Source organism: Paenibacillus oryziterrae, from assembly GCF_042610485.1.
In the GTDB taxonomy this organism is placed as follows: domain Bacteria; phylum Bacillota; class Bacilli; order Paenibacillales; family Paenibacillaceae; genus Paenibacillus_AQ.
Window position 1 is genome coordinate 60742 of the sequence record NZ_JBGJZO010000006.1, and the last position, 23816, is coordinate 84557.

At 52.0% G+C, this 23816-nt stretch carries 20 protein-coding genes; 17 read left to right on the top strand and 3 right to left on the bottom strand.

Annotation, left to right across the window (positions count from 1 at the left end):
* The first annotated feature begins 23 nt into the window (after window positions 1-23).
* The gene (locus ACAN55_RS09105) at window positions 24-920 is read left to right on the top strand and encodes an SDR family oxidoreductase (protein WP_379131076.1); all 897 of its coding nucleotides are present in this window, start codon (window positions 24-26) and stop codon (window positions 918-920) included.
* A gap of 27 nt (window positions 921-947) precedes the next feature.
* On the opposite strand, the gene ACAN55_RS09110 is transcribed toward ACAN55_RS09105, so the two are convergent.
* A complete protein-coding gene (locus ACAN55_RS09110; protein ID WP_379131080.1) occupies window positions 948-1166 on the bottom strand; it encodes a hypothetical protein in 219 nt (72 codons plus the stop codon).
* Between the two features lie 657 nt (window positions 1167-1823).
* On the opposite strand from ACAN55_RS09110, the gene ACAN55_RS09115 reads away from it, so the two are divergent.
* From ACAN55_RS09115 to ACAN55_RS09170, 12 genes are all read left to right on the top strand, one after another.
* The gene (locus tag ACAN55_RS09115; RefSeq protein WP_379131082.1) at window positions 1824-3197 is read left to right on the top strand and encodes an FAD-dependent oxidoreductase; all 1374 of its coding nucleotides are present in this window, start codon (window positions 1824-1826) and stop codon (window positions 3195-3197) included.
* Window positions 3190-4131 (top strand): carbohydrate ABC transporter permease, encoded by a 942-nt coding sequence (locus tag ACAN55_RS09120; protein WP_379131084.1) that lies wholly within the window; start codon window positions 3190-3192, stop codon window positions 4129-4131. The genes ACAN55_RS09115 and ACAN55_RS09120 overlap by 8 nt, the downstream gene beginning before the upstream one ends.
* Window positions 4132-4155: 24 nt before the next feature.
* Entirely contained in the window at window positions 4156-4992 is an 837-nt protein-coding gene (locus ACAN55_RS09125) for a carbohydrate ABC transporter permease (protein ID WP_379131086.1), read from the top strand.
* Between the two features lie 136 nt (window positions 4993-5128).
* Window positions 5129-6472, top strand: coding sequence for an ABC transporter substrate-binding protein (locus ACAN55_RS09130; RefSeq protein WP_379131088.1), 1344 nt, complete (start codon window positions 5129-5131; stop codon window positions 6470-6472).
* 82 nt (window positions 6473-6554) lie between these two features.
* Window positions 6555-8306, top strand: coding sequence for a sensor histidine kinase (locus ACAN55_RS09135; protein WP_379131090.1), 1752 nt, complete (start codon window positions 6555-6557; stop codon window positions 8304-8306).
* A complete protein-coding gene (locus ACAN55_RS09140; RefSeq protein WP_379131093.1) occupies window positions 8281-9897 on the top strand; it encodes a response regulator in 1617 nt (538 codons plus the stop codon). The genes ACAN55_RS09135 and ACAN55_RS09140 overlap by 26 nt, the downstream gene beginning before the upstream one ends.
* Window positions 9898-9998: 101 nt before the next feature.
* Window positions 9999-11387 carry an FAD-dependent oxidoreductase gene (locus ACAN55_RS09145; RefSeq protein ID WP_379131095.1) on the top strand — a complete coding sequence of 463 codons (1389 nt, stop codon included), beginning with the start codon at window positions 9999-10001 and terminating at the stop codon, window positions 11385-11387.
* On the top strand, window positions 11374-13470 hold the full coding sequence (locus tag ACAN55_RS09150; protein ID WP_379131097.1) for a 3-keto-alpha-glucoside-1,2-lyase-like domain-containing protein: 2097 nt from the start codon (window positions 11374-11376) through the stop codon (window positions 13468-13470). The genes ACAN55_RS09145 and ACAN55_RS09150 overlap by 14 nt, the downstream gene beginning before the upstream one ends.
* A gap of 64 nt (window positions 13471-13534) precedes the next feature.
* Window positions 13535-14317 carry a hypothetical protein gene (locus tag ACAN55_RS09155; RefSeq protein WP_379131099.1) on the top strand — a complete coding sequence of 261 codons (783 nt, stop codon included), beginning with the start codon at window positions 13535-13537 and terminating at the stop codon, window positions 14315-14317.
* 184 nt (window positions 14318-14501) lie between these two features.
* On the top strand, window positions 14502-15626 hold the full coding sequence (locus ACAN55_RS09160) for an Ig-like domain-containing protein (RefSeq protein ID WP_379131102.1): 1125 nt from the start codon (window positions 14502-14504) through the stop codon (window positions 15624-15626).
* An 86-nt stretch (window positions 15627-15712) separates the two neighbouring features.
* Complete coding sequence (locus tag ACAN55_RS09165; protein WP_379131104.1) at window positions 15713-16480, top strand: alpha/beta fold hydrolase; 768 nt, start codon at window positions 15713-15715, stop codon at window positions 16478-16480.
* A 3-nt stretch (window positions 16481-16483) separates the two neighbouring features.
* Window positions 16484-17329, top strand: a complete 846-nt coding sequence (locus ACAN55_RS09170) for a DUF2785 domain-containing protein (protein WP_379131106.1) — start codon at window positions 16484-16486, stop codon at window positions 17327-17329.
* Window positions 17330-17433: 104 nt separating this feature from the next.
* Here the strand turns inward: ACAN55_RS09170 and ACAN55_RS09175 are convergent, their stop codons facing one another.
* Window positions 17434-18087: a GntR family transcriptional regulator gene (locus tag ACAN55_RS09175; RefSeq protein WP_379131109.1), complete on the bottom strand. Its 654-nt coding sequence runs from the start codon at window positions 18085-18087 to the stop codon at window positions 17434-17436.
* Between the two features lie 217 nt (window positions 18088-18304).
* Between ACAN55_RS09175 and uxuA the strand changes: the two genes are divergently transcribed.
* The 4 genes from uxuA to ACAN55_RS09195 all read left to right on the top strand — a co-directional run bounded on the left by uxuA (window position 18305) and on the right by ACAN55_RS09195 (window position 23145).
* Window positions 18305-19381, top strand: coding sequence for a mannonate dehydratase (gene uxuA / locus ACAN55_RS09180; RefSeq protein ID WP_379131111.1), 1077 nt, complete (start codon window positions 18305-18307; stop codon window positions 19379-19381).
* Window positions 19382-20989 (top strand): mannitol dehydrogenase family protein, encoded by a 1608-nt coding sequence (locus tag ACAN55_RS09185; protein ID WP_379131114.1) that lies wholly within the window; start codon window positions 19382-19384, stop codon window positions 20987-20989.
* Window positions 20990-21007: 18 nt separating this feature from the next.
* A complete protein-coding gene (gene uxaC / locus ACAN55_RS09190) occupies window positions 21008-22423 on the top strand; it encodes a glucuronate isomerase (protein WP_379131118.1) in 1416 nt (471 codons plus the stop codon).
* Between the two features lie 236 nt (window positions 22424-22659).
* A complete protein-coding gene (locus ACAN55_RS09195; protein WP_379131121.1) occupies window positions 22660-23145 on the top strand; it encodes a hypothetical protein in 486 nt (161 codons plus the stop codon).
* Window positions 23146-23232: 87 nt separating this feature from the next.
* Here ACAN55_RS09195 and ACAN55_RS09200 read toward each other — a convergent pair whose 3' ends face one another.
* Window positions 23233-23745 (bottom strand): NUDIX domain-containing protein, encoded by a 513-nt coding sequence (locus ACAN55_RS09200; RefSeq protein ID WP_379131123.1) that lies wholly within the window; start codon window positions 23743-23745, stop codon window positions 23233-23235.
* Between the last annotated feature and the right edge of the window lie 71 nt (window positions 23746-23816).

Here is a 23816-nt window from a genome sequence, read left to right on the forward strand (position 1 = left end):
AACAGATTAAGGAGGAATAATTCATGCGAGTTTTTGTTACTGGAGCAACGGGTTTTATCGGCTCTGCGATTGTACGTGAACTATTGGATGCTGGCCATCAGGTCCTTGGCCTTGCCCGCTCGGACAAGGCAGCTGCGGCGCTGACAGCCGTAGGGGCGGAGGTGCACCGCGGTTCCCTTGATGATCTGGACAGCCTGCGCAGCGGAGCGTCGGCCGCAGATGGTGTTATCCATACGGCATACACCATCATCTCGGACACTACTGACTACGCGGCATCGAGCCAAGCGGATGCTCGCGCCATAGAGGCGATGGGCGAGGCACTTGAAGGCACCAACCGGCCTTTCGTCGTCACCTCCGTCACCTCGCTTCTGGCATCGGACGGCAGCCAGATCAGCACTGAGGACACACCGATTTCCAAGGCGCACTTCCGGGCCGTGGGGGAAGAGATGGCTCTGTCATTCGCAGCGCGCGGTGTCCGCGTCTCCGTTATTCGCCTTCCATCATCGGTGCACGATGCGGATGATACAGGATTTGTTCCGAGTCTGATCAGCATCGCTCGCAGCAAAGGGGTTTCAGCATATGTCGGTGACGGCACCAACCGTTGGCCTGCCGTACACCGATTGGATGCTGCCAATCTGTACCGTCTGGCTCTGGAAGCTGCGCCTGCAGGCGCGAAGCTACATGCCGTCAGCGATGAGGGCATTGCGATCCGGGACATCGCCGAGGTCATCGGCCGAAATCTCAGCCTTCCAATGTTATCCATTACGCTTCAAGAAGCGGGCGGTCATTTCGCCTGGCTCTCACGTTTTGTGGCGCTCGACCATCCAGCCTCAAGCGCGCTTACCCGTCAGCAACTGGGCTGGCATCCGGTGCACCCGTTGCTTATTGCGGATATGGAGCGGGTTTATTTTGCAAACTGACGATCTTTCGGATCTCAGATTCCTGCATTAGTCTTCTCGGCAATTCAAGGGAGTATTAATGGAGCTGCGGGAGATAAGCGCGGGTCTGCGGTTGCGATTGCCCCTTAGTATTAGAATATCCGATGTTGCTGGAATGCCAGACCAAACATCATCGTAGCAGATCAACCCAATAATGCTGTAAGCCAGCGTATCCACCCTTCCTTTCAGGCCATCCGAAATCCCGGTTGGCCTGTTTGGTTGCTGCACAAGAAACAGCCTTGCAAGCATTGTTCTTACCCACAATCAAAAGAGCATGTCCACTCTGCGGCATGCTCCTTTGTTATTTGACTGCTTTGATTCAACTAACAATCTGCAATTTAAAAGCTGCTTCGACTCAACCGGCATTGGTTTTGGTATTGGGTTTGACTTTACTCGCGCGAGCAGAGCGAAGGTGGCCCGGTTAAGGGCATTGAAGGGGCGTTGCGTTTGGTTAGTTTGTACTCGCGCGAGCAGAGCGAAGGGTCGGAGGGATTCTGGAGAAACGAAGTGTTCGCCTTTAAAGCCCGATTTCAACCTATATTATAGTTCAATCCGGAAATCGGGCTTTAACAGCGATCGCAAGAACCCTCCGAACCCGCAGCGGCCTAACTCCCGATGGACCCAGCGCCTACTCACAAGAGACCAGCCCCTCTACTCTCGAGAGACAAGTGGCTTATGCCTTAGAGACCAGCACCTCTATGCCTTAGAAATCAGCGACTAACGCCGAAGAGTTCATTTCAGCTCTAATCGTCGCAGGTCAAAATATTACACATCAAGGAGTCGGAAGGCTATACCGTAATCCCAAATGCCTCTTGCTACAATAAACCCATAGAAGAACGGCAGGCGGAGCCAGCAAGATTCGGCTGCCGGGAAAGAGAGGCTCACATGGATAGTTTTACGTTAAAAAGCAAGGAAATCCCCTTAAATTCCTCTTTCGATGTCATCGTTGTCGGAGGCGGCCCGGCGGGCTGTACCGCAGCGGCTGCGGCGGCCCGGGAAGGGGCGCGCACACTGCTGATCGAAGCGACCGGAAGTCTTGGCGGAATGGGAACCTCGGGACTGGTCCCGGCGTGGTGCCCGTTCTCCGATAAGCAGAAAATGATCTACCGCGGACTGGCGGCTAAAGTGTTCGAGACGCTGAGAGCGCAGATGCCGCATGTTAAATCGGATGCGCTGGACTGGGTTCCCATCGAGCCGGAAAAGCTGAAACGGGTCTATGATGACCTGGTGATGGAAGCCGGAGCCAGTGTTCTGTTTCTGACCACGCTGGCCGATGTGGAACGGGACGAGGATGGTAATGTGACCGCGATTGTGGTCCTGAACAAGGGCGGCTTACAGGCATTCCGGGCCAAGGTTTATGTCGACTGCACCGGGGATGGCGATGTTGCCGCATGGGCCGGGGCGGAGTACGAGAAAGGGGATGCGGCAACCGGCGAGCTGCAGCCGGCTACGCATTGCTTCATTCTCGGCAACGTGGACGACTATGCTTACTTAAACGGGCAGAATCTGCATGCGGAGAATCCCCTTAGTCCGATTCATGAGGTCTTCGGGTCGGGCGCTTATCCCGGGATTCCGGACACGCATCTGTGCAATAACCTGGTCGCGCCGCGCGCTGTGGGCTTCAATGCCGGGCATCTGTGGGGCGTGGATAACACGGATACATTCTCCGTTTCGCATGCGATGATCGAAGGCCGCAGAATGGCTGTTGCTTACCGGGACATGTTGGCTGATGTTCAGCCTGCGGCTTTTGGCAATGCGTTCGTCATGAGTACGGGAACGTTGATCGGTACGCGCGAATCGCGGCGGATTATCGGCGATTATATCCTGACGGCGGAGGATTACATCCAGCGCAGAAGCTTCGATGATGAGATTTGCCGCAACAGCTATTTCCTCGACATCCACGGGACGAAGGAGGAGCAGCAAAGCGGTACAGGCTCTAGTCTGACAATTACGCTGTATGGCCCGGGTGAATCGCACGGCATTCCATACCGCTGCCTTACGCCGCGCGGCTTGCGCAATGTGCTTGTCGCCGGACGCAGCATTTCATGCGACCGCCAAGTACTGGGAAGCGTCCGGGTCATGCCGGTATGTCTGGCGATGGGGGAAGCAGCCGGACTGGCAGCAGCGCTGGCCGCAGCTGAGGCCGGGCATGACGTTCACGCCGTGGACGTTGCCGCCCTGCGCAGACGGCTGAAGGAAGAGGGCGCCTACTTGCCGGAAACCGGCGCGGAAACTCTGGGGGTGAGCGCTGGTGAGTGAGCAGGTTATTGTGCAGAAGACGGCTGTGGCAACGAAGAAGAAGACGTATTGGACACGTAAAAGACGGGAGCAATGGGCAGGATGGTTTTTCATAGCTCCTGAGGTCATCGGCATGATTATTCTCTCCGTGTTCCCGCTGCTGTTCAGTCTTTTTCTGAGTTTTACCGAATGGAATCTGGTGGGCGGGCTGTCGGCGATTCATTTTATCGGGATGGACAACTTTGTGAATCTGTTTAAGGATAATCACTTTCTTCTGGCGCTGAAGAACAATGTGCTGTTCACCGTCGGCACAGTGCCGCTGACCATGCTTCTCGGCATCATTCTCTCTGCGCTGATCCATAAGAAGCTGTACGGCAAGACGTTTTTTAAAGTGGCGTTCTTTATCCCTTATATTTGTTCGACGGTAGCGATCGCGGCGGTGTGGCAGGCGCTTTATCATCCGTCCAAAGGTCCGCTCAACCAATTGCTGATGCAGCTGGGCATTTCAAGTCCCCCGCATTGGCTGGTTGACACGAGCTACTCGCTGATTGCGATTATGATCATTTATATTTGGCAGATTCTCGGCTACCAGATGATTATCTTCCTGGCGGGAATGACGAATATTCCGGAAGAGCTGTATGAAGCCGCAACGATCGACGGGGCGACCGGCATCCAGCAGTTCCGGAGGATTACCGTGCCGCTGCTGGGTCCGACCACCTTTTTCCTGGCGATTACCAGTACGATTTCGTCCTTCAAAGTGTTTGACATGATCAAGTTCCTGACGAACGGCGGCCCCAACTACTCCAGTACGGTGATTGTGTATCAGATTTATGAGGAAGGATTTGAACATTTTAAGATGGGGTACGCTTCGGCGATGTCTTGGGTGCTCTTCCTCATAATCATGATCGTAACGTCGATTACCTGGATTACGCAGAACCGGAAGGTTCATTATTAGTCTCAAGCGAAAGGAACCCATGCGATGTCACTCAAAAAAATAAAGACAGGCAACCTGATTTTGACCGTTTTTATCGCCGCGCTGTCGATCCTTTTCCTGCTGCCGCTGATCTGGATGCTGTCCGCTGCCGCGAAGACGGAACAGGAGGTCTGGACGTTTCCGATTCAATGGATTCCGAAGGAATGGAATCTGGTCAGTAATTTTAAAGCGGTGTGGATGGGCGATGTCTCCTTCGGTCTGTTCTATATGAACTCGATCAAGATTGCGGTCATTTCTACGCTGGCTACGGTGGTCATTTCTGCAATGGCTGGTTATGCCTTATCCAAGCTGGATTTCAAGGGCAAGGGGATCGTGTTCAGCCTGATGCTTGCGTTCATGATGATTCCGGAGCAGGCGACGCTTGTGCCGCGCTATATTATGATTAAGGAACTGGGGCTGTACGACTCCCATGCCGCTTTGATTCTAATGGGCATGTTCTCCAGCTATTTCGCCTTCCTGCTCCGGCAGTTCATGGTAAGCATTCATAATGATCTGCTGGAAGCGGCCGAGCTGGACGGCGCCGGCTTCATCCGTATCTTCTGGAGCGTCATGCTTCCGCTGAGCCGGCCGATTCTGGCGACGGTGGGGATTATCAAGTTCATCTGGACCTGGAATGATTACCAGGGTCCGCTGATCATGCTGAACTCGACGAAGCTGTATACGATTCCGCTCGGCATGCAGTTCTTCCAGGAGGAGTTCGGCACTCGCATTGCGGTCATGATGATGGCATCTGTTGCGGCAATTATTCCGCTGCTGGCGCTGTTCCTGGCGCTGCAGAAGCAGGTTATTGAAGGGATCGCTATCGGCGGGGTTAAGGGGTAATTATGTTTGGCCGGCGCTGCGAAGGGTCCGACCAAGGTCAAAAATGTCTACGCGCATACCGCAATTCTGTACACGGTATGCGCGAAGATGAGATAGTATAATGAGCCTGCAGCAACCATTACAAGGGGGAATTATTTTGAAGAAAAAATCATTATTGCTTATCTGTCTGTTAATGATTCTTACGGTTACCGCATGCGGTAACAATAGTGGAAACAATACATCGGCTACGAACGCACCGGCAGCCGCCGAACAGACGGAGCAGCCCGCAGGCAAGGAGAAGATCAAATTCTACACCTACAAGGCGAGCAAGCCGGATGAGCCGATCTATCAAGCTGTTCAGGCCTACAATGAGTCGCAGGACAAGGTGGAAGTGGAATATGTCTCCCTTGTGCAGAACAGTGACAGCACCGATTTCATGAAGAAGCTGGATATTCAGATCGCCAGCGGCGAAGTGGTTGACGTGTTCATGACCGGGAACGAAGAGGAGCTGCTGGAACGCGCTTCGCGCGGAGTTGTGGAACCGCTTAACTCATTATTCGAACAGGAAAACGTAAAACCTGAGGATGAATATAACAAAGTCATTAAGCTGGACGGCAATATCTACGGACTCCTGGGCAGTTCGACCCAATGGTTCACGGTGTTTAACCGCGATCATCTGGAGAAGGCCGGACTGAAGCTTCCTGAAATGGGCTGGACCTGGGATGACTTCCGCGATTATGCGAAGAAGCTGACTATGGACGGACACTACGGAACCTACTTCCACACCTGGGGCGAATATGCCAACATTATCGCTTATACCGAGCGTCCGAATCCGCAGCTGGATGCCGATCTGAACCCGACCTTCGATGATCCGTCCTTCAAATATTTCTTCGAGCTTCGCCGGGCAATGGAGCAGGAAGATAAGAGTGTTGAACCGTATGCAGACGTGCTGGCTTCCAATTACCATGTGCTACAGCAATTTTTTGCAGGGAACGCAAGTATGCTAGTGGTTCCAAGCTATGCGGTAAGAGCAGGATTGAAACTGGAGAAATTCCCGCATGACTTCCAAATGGTATACGCACCGGTGCCGCGTGCCGTGGATTCAAGTGAAATCGGCATGACCAATATCTCCGGCGGCGGTTTGGCGATTGGCGCGAAATCAGAACATAAAGAGGCTGCGTATGACTTCGTAAGATGGATGACGAAAGAGTCCTCCACATATACGAAAGAAATTCCTGCCTATAAGGGTGTTGACGGCGCAGCACTGATTAATGAATTCTTCAAGGAAAATGAGAATCTGATCGATACCGAATCCTTGGCGAAGACGCTCTTTGATCCGCGCAATAAAATGCCGGACACCTTCAGTGTTCCTTATGGCTCAGAGCTGAAAACGATCGTCGAAAACGGCTTCTCCAGCTACATGCTCGATAACCGCAACTTCGATGAAGTGAAAGCGGAGATCACGGACGAAGTGAAAAAAGTCGTCGAAGCGAACAAATAGTAGATAATGTCAGGCTTAACACAGCGACAAGGGATTATAATGAGTGTAATTACGCATAAATCAGGACAAGGATGATCTCATCATGGAATGGTTAAGAAGATTTTCGTTCCATCGCAAACTGCAGTTCTCATTTCTAATCCTTATACTGTTTCCCTTCATCGCTGTGACCTTTTGGTCGTATTCTTCCGTGAAGCAGAACGTGAGCGATAAACTGGCCCGCTCCAATGAAGAGACGCTTACGGTTATTGCGAATCAGATCGGAAAAACGATTGACAGCATCTCCTTCGCTTCGGTCTATTTCTCTCAAACCTATAATCCGGATACTCTAGAAAGCTTTCGGCATCTGAAGGATGCCGAAAGCTTTGCCAATTTCGAGACCTATGCCCATTATTCCAGGCTGAAGTCTATGGCTGATATTTTGTCGATGCAGTCCGCAGATGCCAATCTGAAGATGATGCTCGTGAACCGGGCGGACAAAATTATCATGGGTGACAGCACCTCACCGGTGTTCTCGGAGCTTCCGGAGCAGTTTCTGAAGGAAAGCGGTAAGCTTGACGAGAAGGAAACGACGGCGTTGCAGTGGTTCCCTTTCGGTGAGGCCCACTTCGCTCCGGATTATTATTACGCGGCCCGTTTTATTATCGACCCGCGCAACCATGAGAAGCTGGCGACGCTGTACATCGGGATTCCTAAATCCTATTTTCACAGCCTCCTGGATACAGGAAACCCTGACGTCGTCTTCTCCTTGAGCGGTCCGTCCGGCGATATTATTGCCATTAAAGGCGGGAGTGAAGCTGCGTCTTCCGGGGACAGGCTGGTGAATAGGGTATCGATTCCGAAGACCGGCTGGGTGCTCTCCGGCGAGATCCCCCGCAGATTCATTGACAGTCATATCAATCGGGAATTTATGGTAACGCTTTCAGTTGTTGGATTGTTCTTTCTAGCGTTTCTGATCTTGTCCATGTTCTGGGCGGGGCATATGAACAAGCCGATCAGCCTGCTCCGTTCAAGCGTGAAGCAGTATGTCGGCGGAAAGCGGGATGTCAGAATTCCGGTGAAGGGGAAGGACGAGGTCGCCGTTCTCTCTGCGGCGTTCAATCAGATGCTGGACGATATCAACGGGCTGCTGCATCAGGTGGAGAGCGAGCAGGAGGAGAAGCGGCTGCTGGAGCTTCAGGCGCTGGCCGCGCAGATTCGTCCGCATTTTCTGCTGAATACACTGAACTCAATTAAGGTTAGCCTGCTGCTGTTAGGAGATGAGTCTCACGGAACCATGGTTGATGCGCTGATGAAGCTGCTGCGTGCCTATGTCCATGTTGACGAACCGATGAAGTTGTCCGAGGAGTGCAAGGTACTGGGAAGCTATGTTCAGGTCATGCAAATCCGCAACCGGTTGAGCATTGACTTCAAGTATGAGTTGGGAGAGGGAACGGAAGACATCGAGCTTCCAAGATTGCTGCTGCAGCCTATCGTCGAGAATGCGATCTATCATGGCTTCTCCTCCCGTCCGGAGCATCCGGTCATTGAACTGCGGACCTCTTTTCAGGGCCACAAATTGGAGATCACCATCAGCGATAATGGGCGTGGCCTAAGTGATGACATGATTGTGCGGCTGAACCGGCGGTTGCATGGGATGGAGGACGAAACTCTCCGGCAGCAGGATAAAGGCGTAGGCCTGATTAACACGGCGCGCAGGCTTCAGGTGCTGTACGGGTATCAGGCGAGTATTACAGCGGCGGCACGCGAGGGCGGCGGCATGAGCTTTACTTTATATATTCCGGTAACAAGCAGTAAGGAGGCGGTAATTCATGATGACGGTAATGCTGATCGATGACGATGTACCTATGCTGGAGTATGTGGCACATCTGCTGGGCTCGTTAAATCTGGAGCTGGAGCTTGTTGCTTCGGCTTCAAGCAGCGGTCAGGCGCTGGAGGACTTTCATACGGCGTTGCCGGATCTCGTCATTATCGACATTGGACTGCCGGGAATGGATGGGCTGGAGTTGGCCGAGGCGTTTCGGATTACCAAGCCGGAGGTCCGGCTGATATTCCTGACGTGTTATGAGGATTTTCAATATTCCAAGCGGGCGTTCCAGCTCGAAGCCGATGATTATCTTATTAAGGATGAGCTGTCACCCGGGCAGCTTAAGGCCAGTCTGGTCAAGGCGATGAGCCGTTTCCGGAGCCGGGAGGAACTGCTTGAGCGCTATTCGTTCAAGCAAGCGATCGAGCGTAACAAAGAGGTGCTGCGGCAAAGCTTCCTGAAGCAATTGCTCTCCCCGGCAGGTGATTTGGATCATACTCTCTCCTTCGGTGAACGTCTCGGTATCTCCTGGAAGCTTCCTTATTTCCGCCAGGGCTTCCTCCATATCGATGCCGCTTCCCTGACCGAGAGGTACAGCTACGGGGATATGCCGCTGATTCACTTTGCCGTATACAATATTGCCATGGAATTGTCGGCGGGACCTGTGGCGGTTACACCAATCATGACCGATGATACGGGGATCTATCTGATCTGGAATGTAGCGGACCCGGAGGTTTCTTATCAGCCGTGGATTGATTTCATGGATTTGGTCAGGGACAAGGCGGAGCAATTTCTGAAGATTAAGGTGAGCGGGTTCTATTCCACCCAAACCGTATTACTAGAGCAGTTCGATACCGTGTATAAGACGCTGAGCGAATGCAGGGACGACAGCTTCTACGATCTTTATCCGGAAGCCAAAGCGGTTGCTGCTATGGAGTTCCGGGCTGCCTTCCAGCAGACAACAGAACGGAAATGGGATAAGGAACGGGGTATGCTGTCGCTGGCGCTTGAGGAGGGCAATGCCGCCTGGATCGATATGGCGGTTAATCCGTGGATTCAGCATGTCACCTCCGAGCGGCTGCTGCCCCGTCTGGTGAAAGAAATCTGCGGCGACTTTGTCCGCCAGATGGTATTTGAATCAAGCGGTGCTGTCGAGAGCCGTTTCTTCTTCTGGCTGGGGCAGGCGGTGCACATCGATGAAGTTGCCCGCTTAACCAAGCGGGAGCTGCGGAATCTGTGGAGACAGCATACACTGGCACCGGCTCCCGCTCAGGGGAAGGATATCCGCCTGCAGGCCATTGACCAGTTTCTCGACGAGCATGTAGACAGCATGATTACCTCGCTGGATATGGCGGAGCATCTGCATTTGAATGCCAGCTATTTCTCCCGATACTTCAAGAAGCTCGCAGGTGTCAACTTCACCGATTACGTCAACCAGTACAAAATCAATATGGCGATTACGATGCTGAGCCGGCAGAATGAAACCGTTGAGAACGTGGCCTATACCCTCGGCTTCTCCGACCGGGCATATTTCTCCAAAGTATTCAAGAAATACAGCGGAAAGAGCCCAAGCGAATATAAAACCCAGATTTCAGTCCCCGGCGAAATCATGGGGGAATGAAGTCGAAACTTTGCATGCAAACAGGCAATGAGGATACACGCTTCCCGCACGGCCTTCTCCCTATAATGGAAGAAACGAGAGTTCCAACTAGGAGGAGAGCCATGAGCGAGAAGAAAATAATATTGCCTGCGGAAGCGTTATCCGTGTCGCAGGAAGTGGATGTATTAGTTGCCGGCGGGGGGCCCGCCGGCATTGCTGCGGCCATTTCGGCCGCAAGAGCTGGCGCGCGAACCCTGTTGATTGAGCAGCGGGGATTTCTTGGCGGCATGGGTACGGTTGCCCTGGTTCCCGCGTTCTGCCCATACAGTGACGGGGAGAAAGCGATTATTCGCGGCATCGGCCTGGAGCTGCTAGAGCGGATGAAGGCAGGCTGCGAGCCGGATTTCCGGGAACGTTTCGGATCCGAGCTGGATTGGGTGCCGATTGATCCGGAGGTTTTGAAGCGTGTATATGACGAGGCTGTAATTGAAAGCGGTGTCAAAGTGCTGCTGCATACCGTAGTGAGCCAGCCCGTACTGGATGAAACTGGCCGCAGGATTGAAGGCGTCGTCATCGTTAACAAGTCCGGCAGAAGCTTCATTCGGGCGAAGACAGTCATCGACACGACCGGAGATGCTGACCTGGCGGCTATGGCCGGAGCGCCGTTCCATAAAGGCGGGGAATCCGGCGAGCTTCAGGCAGCTACGATGTGTTACTTGCTAGGCAGTGTAGACAGACTGCGGTTTGTGCAGTATTTGCAGGAGAGCAGCGACACCGAGCAGATTCATCAGGCGGTTCAGAAGGCGCAGGCGGAAGGGAAACTGCCCCCGGGACGCGATTCCGTCTCCGGCCTGGCCTGGATTGCTGATGATCTGGTCGGCGTCAACTTCGGCCATGTCTTCGGCATCGACGGAACGAAGGCGGAGGATCTGACCCTTGGCGCTTTCGAAGGACGTCAGCTGGTGAAGCGTCAGCTCGATTTCTTCCGGGCTTATGTTCCCGGCTTCGAGCAGGCTCATCTGCTGTCAACAGGAGAACAGATCGGCATCCGCGAGACGCGGCGGATCGTCGGCGACTATGTGCTGACGCAGGAAGACTTCATGAACATGGCTTCATTCGCCGATGACATTGCGCGCAACGCCTATTTCATCGACATTCATATGGCCCGCAGCTCGGGCGCTATGCATATCCATCATCTTCCGCCGGGGCAGTCGCATGGCGTGCCGTACCGCTGCATGCTGCCGCTTGGCCTCGACAATGTTTGGGTAGCCGGCCGCGCTTCCTCATCGGACCGGGTTGTTCAGGGCTCGCTGCGCGTCATGCCCAATTGCTTCGCGATGGGGCAAGCCTCCGGGTTGGCAGCGGCGATGGCAGCCGGGGCAGACGGCTGCAGCCGGAATGTGGATGTTCCCAAGCTTCAGCAGGGACTACTGCGGCAGGGAGCTTGGCTGGGTGAAACCTTTGCTTCAGAAGTACATGATGAAGGAGTGATCGCAAGTGAAGAGAAGTAGAAGCAGAGCCGGGGCAATGCCTCTGCTCGTCATCATCGGTTTTCTGTTGTCAGCCCTGTTATCAGGAGCGGCAGGACCAGTAGCAGAGGCAGCGGGTACTACGTATTATGTTGATTCTGCCCTCGGAAATGACGGCGCGGCGGGAACGAGCGAGGCTGCGGCTTGGAAGACACTGACCCAGGTGAACACGGTCACCTTCAGTCCCGGAGACCGCATACTCCTGAAAGCGGGGAGCGTATGGAGTGGTCAGTATCTGGATTTGAAAGGCTCGGGTACGGAGGGTAATCCGATCACCGTTGACCGTTACGGAACAGGGGCGAAGCCGCTGATTCATTTCGGCAATACGAGCGTGAACGGTGAAGGCTTTGGGGTAAGATTGCGTAATGTTTCCTACTGGGAGATCAACAATCTCGAGATCACGAGCGGCCAGCAGCCGACGGATATTAGAAGACACGGGGTTCTTGTGGTCGGTGAAGGCACCGGCGCAGGCAGCTTCCGGCATATCTACATTAAGAATCTCGACATCCATGACATCTTCGGTACGGACCGGCGGACCGGCGGCATCAATTTCCATGCCAGAGGCGCCAATAGCGCGATTGAAAGCACTTGGGACGACATTCTGATCGAGAATAATACCATAATCAATGTAGCGGATACGGGCATCCAGACGATGACCGACGCTTTTGCCAACAGTGCTTGGACCCATAAACTTGATGCTTTCAAGAATGTGGTGATCCGGGGCAACTATGTGGAGAAAATACACCGCGACGGCATTCTGGTCAGAGCTGCTGTAGCTCCGCTTATTGAATACAATACGACGAATGCGATCGGCAACGCCTGCGACATAGACACAGCGGTTGTGAATTACCTGGATCGTATTGCCGTGGTGGCGGCACAGTGGGCTTATTATACAACCGGTGCTGTGTTTCAATATAATGAAGCCTTCGATACCCGGAAGCTGGATGGGGACGGCCAGCCGTGGGACTTCGACGTGGAGGTGAACTCCAGCGTTTATCAGTATAATTACAGCCACAACAATCAAGGCGGAACCCTACTGGTTATGAACGATACCGACGATAATACCTTCCGTTACAATATCAGCAAGAATGATCTGGACGGCAACGGGGCGTTTAACCTGATCAGCGGCGGCGGGAATTTGTACGTCTATAATAATGTTATCTACCGTTCCGGCACGCAGAACCGGGCACTGACCCATGCCAGTACGACAGGGATGGCGTATTACACGAATAACATCTTCTATAACGGGGCGAGCGGGCAGTATACCAACAGTCCAAGAATGACCTATGACCATAACAGCTTCTATGGACTGAATTCCAGCGTTCCAAGTGACCCTTATAAAATCGTCGGCGATCCTATGTTCGTCAATCCGAATGCGGTATCGAGCCGGGCGACAGCTGACGGATTCAAGCTGACCACGGCTTCTCCGCTGATCAACGCTGGCGTGGCGGTTGCGGGGAATGGCGGCAAAGACTTCTTCGGCAATCCGCTTTATTACGGAGTGCCGGATATCGGGGCGTTTGAATACCAGAGCACGGTTTCGCAGCCGATAACACTCTTGTCCGACAATTTCGAGGATAATGATTACAGCGACTGGGCGACTTCCGGCGGTACGTGGAGCCTGATATCAGACGGCAGCCTTGCCTTGTCCCAGAGCCTTGCTTCAGGTGAAGCACTGGCTTATACCGGTAATGCATCATGGAACAATTACACTTATTCGGCACGCGTCAAGCTGCTGACCGCTTCGGGGAACGCAGGACTGGTGTTCCGTTATGCGGATAATTCGAACTATTATATGTTCCGGTTGAACGACGCCGTGGACAAAGCGGAGCTGTACAAAAAAAGCGGAGGCACGATGACCCTGGTAGGCAGCGCCAGCGTGACCATCACTCCGGGGCAATGGGCAGATATGAAGGTGACGGTGAGCGGCAATTCGATTACAGGTTACGTAAATAACGCCCAGCTCATCCAGTGGACCGATACGGCGCCGATATCAGCCGGTAAGATAGGTATCCGGATGCATACCTCTACAGCCCGGATCGATGATGTGAAGGTCATTCAGTAATGTATATTGTGGTGAGGCTTCCGATGCTAACTTGATTACAATGGATTGAAGAAGGAGACGGGCAATGATTCGGATGAACCACGGGAAACAATATATATGGATGATATGCGGGACAGCCGTTCTGCTTGCCTGCGCGCTGCTGCTTCCGCGGTGGTCCGGAACATCGCCTGCCCTTGCTTCAGTCGGTGAAGCGGCGCAGAGAGCGGATGAGAATGCCGTGGTAGCGACGGTGAACGGCTATGCTGTGACGCTGAAGGAATTCAAGGTCCGGATGCCGGAGCAGCGTGCCGAGACGATGACCTATTACCAGCAAACCTATGGCTGCGATCCTGCAGCAGCAAGCTTCTGGAGTACGCCCTGTGGAGGGGAAGGTGAAATTCCCCAAGAGCGACTAAAACAAGTGACGCTGCAGCTATTAGTGGAGGACAGGGTCCGGGAGCTGGCAGCGAGCCAGGCTGGGCTGAATACCGCTATTGGTTATGATGCTTTTCTCGCGGAATGGGAAGAGGAGAACCGGGAGCGGGCAGAGAGTGCTGCTGCAGGGAAAGTCATCTACGGCCCCCGGCAGTACAGCGAAGTTGCCTATTACCGGTATACGGTTTCCAATACCGTGCTTGGCCTCAAAGAGTGGCTGACGGAACAGGACGGCCTCCCTACGGAGGAGCAGCTGAGGCAGGAATATGAAGATAGCATCGCAAGGCAGCCGGAGCCACCTTCCTTTGAAACGGCCAGGGATGCGTTGGTTCAAGAGTGGACCGAGAAGCGTTACGGGAGATGGTTCGCGGAGCAGGTGAAGCAGGCGGCAGTAGAGATCGATCAGCAGGTGTATGCGGGAATAAGGCTGTAAGTTCTAAGACTTACAGGAAATCCGTGAGGATCTATTTGTCTGTTCTGAATAATTCAAGAGTCGGTAAACAGGCCGCCTTGAATTATTCTTTTTTTATACATAATCCGTCATAGTTCGTACAACTGGAAATCTCGTGGTATACTTGCACTCATATTCCATAATTGTCCAAAAGGAGTACATAACGATGTCGAAGAACCGCATAATGGCTTTATCCCTGATTCTAATTTTTCTTATTCAACTGACCGCCGGTACTGCATGGGCCGCGCCGGTCAAAGCTGTGAGCCTGAAATTCACGGAAGGGTCTATCTCCCTGGCAAAAGGTGGGAAAATGGATTTGAACACGAAACTGAAACGGTCGGCTAAAGTCACCGTTGTCTTCACAACGAGCAATGCCAAGGTTGCATCCGTGACTTCAGCCGGCGTCGTAACCGGTATTGTATCCGGTAAAGCAACAATTACTGCCTCGGTTTCTCAAAAAGGGTACAGCGGCAAAGCGAGCATCGCCGTTCAAGTGACAGCGCCCGCAACAAGCGGCGGCTTGAATACCGGAGCGGCGGCTAAACCAGTTATCTACACAGATCTGGCCTTACTGGATGCCGATATCCGGCAAGGCTTGAAGACATTATTCAAGAAGGACTACACCAAGCTGACAGCCGACGAAACGGCGCAGCGCGACAAGCTGATGAATATCGACCGGCAGCAATTGCTTGCAGGCTTGCAGGCAATCATCGTTAAAGGGGAACCGTCATGGTCGGCGACCATGGCGCAGGAGTTCGCCGTTCATAATCTGGAGGGCAATATTAAAGACATAGCGGCATTGTTCTCGGCTGCCGTCAATGATCAGGATTCGCGGAGGGCAGCTTTGGAGCTGCTTAAGGCGTTCAAGTCGGATAACGCGCTGAAGTCTTTCGGCAATCTGTTGATGTACTCGCCGGATGCGAATCTAAGATACAGTGTCGCTTATCTAATCAGCCAATTCAAAGGGAATACCGAAGCTCTCTCTCTACTGATCAATGCGACGATTATAGAAACAGATGACAAGACATGGATCAATGAGGCTGCGTCATTAATCGTCGTGGCCGGCACTGATACGGGAATGATAAATACCGTTATTCTCACCTACGGCCAATATCCGGATGCGAGGAAATCCAAGTTCGCTGGTTGTTTTGGTTATGATGACCCCGCACGAGCCGAATTGTTTAAGACATGGGAGACAACCTTGAACGACAACCTCCAGTCACCCGTCGATGCATTGAAGAATGCTTCAAGCACGTTATGGAACGATTTAAAGAAATATCCCAGAGATTAGCAGAGGGCAAGGGTTTCGCTTGAGCGAATCCCAAAGGCAGCGGCATGCTTGGACGCTTCAATTAAACGTCCAAACTGCGCTGCCTTTTGTTAATTTACCCGTCCAGCAGCGGTTACACGGAGAGATTTGCTGGTAGTGGCGATAGCAAACTCTACTGCAGATATGTAAGAAGAGGAGCACCTGGTGTTGTCTTTATCGCCGGGTTAGGCGACAGCAGTGATACTTGGGATGTGGTGCAAGCGCGGATTTCGCAAAAGTATTCAAGGTTCTCCTATGACAGGGCCGGAACCGGGAGGAGTCAAGCTGATCTTGGCCCGCGTACCTGTATTGAGATGGTGGAGGAGCTTTCTGAATTATTGCAATTACTTGAGGTTGAGCAGCCTTATATCCTGGTGGGGCATTCTTTTGACGGGCTGATCGCCAGGCTGTATACCAGCATGTACCCTCAGCTTGTCTCGGGTATGGTTCTGATTGATGCCGCCGCCGAATATAAGGAGCTTGCCTATGAAGAGGTGCTACCCGATAAGCTCATCTCCCAGAATAGAGAGTATTATTCAAATCCGATGCTAAACAGCGAAAGAATTAACAAGCCGCATAGCTATAAGCAGGTTGCTGAGCGAACACGGAAAAGTGATCTGAATATATCCATTATTATACGAGGCTTACCGGATGAAGCTAATGACGAATGGCCGCATGAGGAGATACTGAGGATTGATCAACAAATGCAAAGGGATTTCCTGCGGCTGTCCACGTCTAGCAAATGCCGGATGGCCACCGGTAGCGGACATTATATTCATCATGATGAACCGGAGATTGTAATTGAAGAGATTATGGCCATGATTAAGGGAGGATGAACAATGAACGAGGCAAGGTCAAGACTCATATTGGACCTGCAAAGAATTGAGGAAGAGCAGTATCTGCTCCGTGAAGATGAGCGGATACAGGAATTTATTACGTTGATGCTGCAACATATTGGTGATCCCGAGCCGGCGCTGCGGGATGAGCTTATTTATCCAACCTTCTATGAATGGATAGAGACCCAGAAGCGTTTCACGACAATGGAGCTTCGCGAAATGCTAATGATTCTGACCGATGAGGAGCATCTGTTATACCGTATTGGCAGTATTGACGACCCAAGTGTGTTTACAAGATCGTTCACTGCGCTGGTCATTGTCCTGATTATACGCCGCCACAGACAGCAGCCTTTTCTGGAACCGGAGGATTTCTTGAATCTGAAGCATTCGTTACTCCGTTATTACCGGGAAGAAAAGGATCTTCGCGGTTATTTGTTGGAAGGGGGGTGGGCCCACAGCGCAGCTCACGGTGCTGATGCTTTGGTGGAGCTGGTGCAGTGTCCGGAAAGCGATAGTGAGGTGCGCCATGAGGTCCTCGGTGTTATTCATGGAATGCTTTATAATGGACAACAAAGCTTTAATGAGGAAGAAGATGAACGAATGGCCAGTATTGTGGATGTCATGATCAAACGAGACCTGCTTCCAAGTGAGGATCTCGCTGGCTGGATAAAAACCCTTGCACAATGTGCTGAGTGGCCAAGAAGCCGCGAACAGACGATTGCCCGGGTGAACAGCAAGAATTTTGTGCGTTGCCTGTACTTCAGAAGAGGAGAGGGAAGCCTCGACGAGAGTCTTTCCGCTTCCTTACTCGCCACCGAAGCTAAATTAAATAAATTCCGTTATAAATAAACATTTTCATTAATTATTCTGAGATCTAGAGTTTAAACAAGTGGTGGCAGGCCTCGATGAATCATATATCGGGGACTATTAAACATGGTGAATGATGTCCAAGGTTATTCCTTAATATACTCCGAGAAGTTCTCCTGCAAATACATTGAATTAATATCCTCCCTCAGATGATGGTGGATGAGCTCATCGAGCTTATCTATCTCTTTATGCATCATGAATTGGAGAATGTTCTGGTGATCTTGGTGAATCTCCGCCAGCTTTTCCTGCCTCAGCATGTGCAGCCTGCGGTATCTTGCGTAATGCACGTTGGACTGTTGAATCAGGTTCCACAGGAATTCCCGCCCGGCCAGCCGGAACAGAGTTTGATGAAAGACATCATCGAGGTTCAGGAAGCGTTCTGCCGCGTCGTCCTCATGGATGAGAGCCTGCTGCTTGTCCAGAATCTCCTTCAGCTCATGTACCCCTGTAAGCAGAAGGTGGGAGGAGAGGGTTTTGATGATCTCTTTTTCCAGAACACTCCGCAAATAAATAATCTGCTCCACCGATTCCAGATCGATGTAGGAGACGAGGTTGCCTTTCTTGGGATAGACATCGATATAGGATTCCAGACTGAGCTGCTTCAGCACATCGCGGAGCGGGGTTCTGGAGATCTGGTAACGTTCGGATAGAACGGTTTCGCTCAGAATCGTTCCGGGCTTCAGCTTCAGCGTAAGGATTTCGTTCTTCAATGAGTTCATAATCTCTTCTTTTATAGACATGGCGGCTCCGCTCCGGGTTGTTTTTTTATAATCTAGTATACAACATGATGGACTTGAATAAAAGCGAATAGAAGATGAGTATTATGTGCTGTATGTAGTTTCTAAAGGTCTTTTTATCTAATGTTAAGGTTGCGTTGACAGTCCGACGCCCTGTGCTTTATGATCAGAACAAATCTTGTATACAAGATATTAGAGTGCATCGGAGGAGGATTCGCGGATGAATATGACGTGGAGATGGTACGGGGAAGGAAATGACAACATTACACTTGATCATATCCGGCAAATTCCAGGGGTTATGGGGATTGTCTGGTCGCTGCATCATAAAGTGGCGGGTGAAGTGTGGGAAATGGATGAGATCCAGAAGGTGGCGGACCAAATCACAGGCAAGGGCTTCAGCACCGCCGTGGTTGAGAGTGTCAACGTTCATGATGATATCAAAATCGGCCTGCCGTCCCGCGATCATTATATCGACATTTATATCGACACCATCCGCAAGCTGGCGAAGGTTGGCGTTAAAGTCATCTGCTATAATTTCATGCCGGTTTTTGACTGGACGCGCACGGAGCTGTATAAGGAGCTGCCGGACGGATCGAACGCCCTCTTTTATGAAAAGGCTGCCATTACCGATAATCCGCGCGAGATGGTGGACCGCATTCTGAAAGGCGCCGGACAGTTCACGATGCCGGGCTGGGAGCCGGAGCGGCTGGCCAAGCTGGATGATCTGTTCGCGTCCTATGCCGATGTAACGGAAGAGAAGCTGTTCGAGAACCTGAAATACTTCCTGGAACGCATTATTCCGGTCTGTGAAGAAGTGGATATCAAAATGGCGATCCACCCTGATGATCCGGCTTGGCCGATCTTTGGACTGCCACGCATTATTCGCAGCCGCGATACGATCCGCCGTATGCTGGACGCTGTGCCAAGTCCGTATAACGGACTGACCTTCTGCACGGGCTCGCTCGGAACGAATCCGGAGAACGATCTGCCGGCGATGATCCGCGAGTTCCATGACCGGATTTATTTTGCCCATATCCGCAATGTAAAAGTGTTCGATAACGGTGATTTCATAGAGGTTTCACACCGTGGACGCGATGGCAGCGTAGATGTAGCCGAGGTTGTAAAAGCCTACCACGAGAGCGGCTTCACCGGTTATGTGCGTCCGGACCACGGCCGTCATTTATGGGGAGAAGAGAAGAACTGCCGTCCTGGCTATGGTCTGTATGACCGGGCGCTCGGCATTATGTATCTGCTGGGAGTCTGGGACAGTCTGGAGAATGCGAAGGGAGCGAAATAAATGCTTCGTTTATCACTAAGCAGTATCGCTGACGAATCGTCCTGGAAGGCTGCGGGCGTCGAGCTTCCGAAGTTCGATATCCCACAGATCGCAAAGAACACAGGGGAGAAGCCGGAGTGGGTGCACTTCGGTGCAGGTAACATCTTTCGGGGCTTTGTAGCGAACGCCCACCAGAAGCTGCTGGACAGCGGCAAGGCGGATACCGGGATTATCGCTGCGGAATCATTCGATTTCGAGATGATCGACAAGGTATACAAGCCTTACGATAACCTGACGCTGCTGGTGCAGATGAATACCCGCGGCGAGTTCCAGAAGAAGGTCGTTGCAAGCATTGTCGAGGCCATCACAGCCGACAAGAACCGTGAAGCGGATTACAGCCGCCTAACAGGGATTTTTGAGAATTCCAGCCTGCAGATGGCCAGCTTCACGATTACGGAGAAAGGCTATTCCCTGACTGGACTCAATGGACAGTACCTCGGTATCGTGGAGAAGGATATGGAGAACGGTCCGGTGCAGCCCATTCATGTGATGAGCATTGTTGCATCGCTCGCATACCGCCGCTATCTGAAAGGCCAATACCCGATGACTTTCGTCAGTATGGACAACTGCTCCCATAATGGGGATAAGCTGAAGAACGGCGTTATTACCGTGGCCAAAGAGTGGGCGAAGAGGGGCCTGGTTGAAGACGGATTCACCGCCTACCTTGAGGACGAGAGCAAGATCACGTTCCCGCTGTCCATGATCGATAAAATCACGCCCCGCCCGTCGGAGTCGGTGCAGGCGGCACTGCTTGAGCAGGGTATCGGCGAGATGGACGTCATCGTTACGTCCAAGAATACGTACACCGCGCCTTTCGTGAATGCGGAGATCAGCGAGTATCTGGTGATCGAAGACAAGTTCACCAATGGCCGCCCTGCGCTTGAGGAAGCGGGTATTATCTTCACTAACAGAGATACGGTCAACAAGGTGGAGACGATGAAGGTGACCACCTGCCTCAATCCGCTGCACACCGCGCTTGCCGTAACCGGCTGTGTTCTCGGATATACCCTGATTGCCGATGAGATGAAGGATGAGACGCTGCGCAGGTTTGTGGAAACTATAGGGTATACCGAAGGGCTGCCGGTTGTCGTTGATCCGGGTATCCTCAGTCCTAAGCAGTTCCTTGACGAAGTGATCCAGGAACGTTTCGCGAATCCATTCATTCCGGACACTCCGCAGCGGATTGCTACCGACACCTCGCAGAAGGTGGGCATCCGGTTCGGTGAAACAATCAAATCCTATATCCGCAGGGATGATCTTGATCCGTCGGCGCTTACGGCGATCCCGCTGGCTATTGCCGCCTGGTGCCGCTATCTGGTGGGAGTAGATGATGAAGGTCAGCCATTCGTACTGAGCCCCGATCCGCTGCTGGAATCTCTTCAGGGTCATTTGGCCGGGACTAGCCTGGGGGATACGTCTTCAAATGTGCGTGCTATCTTACAGGATGAGAAGATCTTTGGAGTAGAGCTGTATGCCATCGGTCTCGGGGAGAAGATAGAGGTCATGTTCCATGAAATGCTGGCAGGTCCGGGAGCGGTGCGGAGAACGCTGGACCATTATTTGAAATAAGGGCAAAGGAGCATAAGGATGAAGGCTTTTATTCATGAAGATTTTCTATTACAGTCGGAAGAAGCCCGGGTACTCTATCATGAGTATGCTGAAGCTCAGCCTATTATCGACTATCACTGTCATCTCGATCCGCAGGCCATTGCCGAGAATAAGCCGTTCAAGAGCATCACCGATGTCTGGCTGGGCGGGGACCATTATAAATGGCGTGCGCTGAGAACGTTCGGCGTGGATGAGAAATATATTACCGGCAACGCCTCAGATGAAGAAAAGTTCGCCAAGTGGAGCGAGGTTCTTCCCTATACCATCGGCAATCCGTTGTATCACTGGTCGGCGCTGGAGCTTAAAGCCTACTTCGGCGTGGAGGAGCAACTGAATCCGGGGAATTGGCGGGACATTTATGATCACTGCAACCGTCTGATTGCTCAGGATGACTTCAAACCGCAAGGGCTGATTACGCGTTCCAAGGTAAGATGGATCTGCACCACGGATGATCCGGTGGATGATCTGAATTACCACGTACAGATTGCCGGGCAAAAAGAGTTCAATACCGGGGTGACACCGACGTTCCGGCCGGACAAAGCACTTCTAATTGAGTCGGTTTCATTTACGGACTATGTCTGTAAGCTGGAGCAGGCCGTAGGTTATTCCATTACTACCTATGCTTTGATGGAACGTGCGCTGCTGGAGCGGGTGGATTATTTCCACAAGCATGGCTGTATCATCGCTGACCACGGGTTCTCGCACCTGCCGTATGCAGAGGCTTCGCCTTCCATATTGGAGAGTATCTTCAGTAAGCGGCTTGGCGGCCAAGCATTAAGCAGTCTGGAGAGTGACCAATACGCTACGGCGTTATTCCTCGCTCTGGGCAGGCAATATGCCGCCTATGGCTGGGCGATGCAGCTGCATATCGGTGCCATCCGCAATCCCAATTCACGGGCTTTCCATCAGCTAGGTGCGGACTCGGGATTCGATACGATCGGTGACGGCAGCTATGCCGAACGGTTATATAAGCTGCTGGACGGACTGGAACGGACCGGCGAGCTGCCGAAGACGATCCTGTACAATCTGAATGCGGCGCAGAATGATGTGCTGGCAGCGATGGCGGGATCTTTTCAGGGCAGCGGGATCAAGGGGAAGGTGCAGTTTGGCTCCGGCTGGTGGTACAACGACCAGAAGGACGGTATGCTCAAGCAGTTGACCTCTTTATCCAATCTTGGCCTGCTCAGCTGCTTTGTGGGAATGCTTACGGATTCGAGATCGTTCCTCTCATATACGCGTCATGAGTATTTCCGCCGTATTCTGTGCAATCTCCTCGGCGGCTGGGTCGTGAGCGGTGAAGTGCAGAATGATCTTCCGTTCCTGGGAAGTATTGTTCAGGATATCTGCTTCAATAATGCCAATAGCTATTTCGGTTTGAATCTGAAGAATGAGTAGTGCCGGAATAATGATGTGAACTTCATCAGAAGTTGTATATAAGAAGCCTTTTGGAAGCAGAGCAGAGCGAAGGACAAGACAAAAACGGTCCATAATCTGTGCTGCGGACAATAGGCTTTTTTGTGCTGCTGGTATCGCTCCAATTATAAGCCGATCTGTAGTCACATTCTTATCCGTCTGAATAAACTGACTATGATCCAAAGATCCGAATCATCGATGGCAGAGGGGTGAATCTAATGAAGTCTATCGTCCGGAGTAGAAAGCTGGCTGCGAAAATGAACCGTCCCGGTCCAAAGGCGAAGCCGGGATTAACCCTTTTGTACAGCGATCCGAAGTACGGCTTCCATCTGAAGCTTCCGCGTTCATGGAAATGCTACACTGTCGTTAAAAGAACCGGCCGAACGGGTGATGAGGAATATGGCGTTCACTTCTATTTTAAATACAAAGGCAAGGTGTACGAACCGGCGTTGTCCATGCTGGTGTTCCGGATGACCTTGAAGAAATGGCGGGATGACGGGTATGATGAGTCACCTTTCATTCGGTTGGCAGTCCGGGACGGGCTGATTTTTGCCTATATAGTTCCTGAAGAGCTTCCTTCAGAATTCCTTAACAAGTCGGGAGACGATTACGATTATAAAAAATACGGCCGGCCTATCCGCCTGCTGAAGCACATGGTCAATGACGATGTTCCGAGAATAGTGAAGACGTTTAAGCTAAAATAATGATTTAACGGATAACCGGAATCCCGATGGGGCATACGCCTTATTGGGATTTTTTTGATTGTTTCCGGCTGTCAGATCGTTGAAGGTTCAAGCTGGCGTACTCAGCAGCTCCCGGGCAACCTTCTCAAGCACAAACGTCTCCCGTTCGACGGCTAAACCCATGGAAGCTTCCCGGCTCTCAATCACCTGACGGTTGTGGTGGATCGCCTCGTGAATATTTACCCATACGGCTGACATTCCGTTATTGATTTCATAGTCTTCAAGCCGGGTCTCGCCAAGTTCTTCCTCTATTCTGCATACGAAATAATAAGAGATCATATGGAGCATATCGAATTCGGGTTTGTAATAAGGCAAGTATTCCTCGATGTATCCCAGCTCATGAACGATTTCAACTTGGGTGGCCCCAGTCTCCTCGTACATTTCTCTGCGCAACCCTGCGAACAGATCTTCATCGGGCTCCAAACCTCCTCCTGGAAAGCTGTAATCATTGTATCTTCTGGTATACAAAAGAAGGATGTCTGAGCCTCTTAGGATGATACCTCTGGCAGCTCTACGTTCAAATACACTGCCTTCCAAGCTTTGGACATCTTTATGTATCATTCGGTGGAGCTCTTTCATTCGAATACATCCTTTTCATTGAGATTATATAATTGTACTTGGTTTGGCCTGTG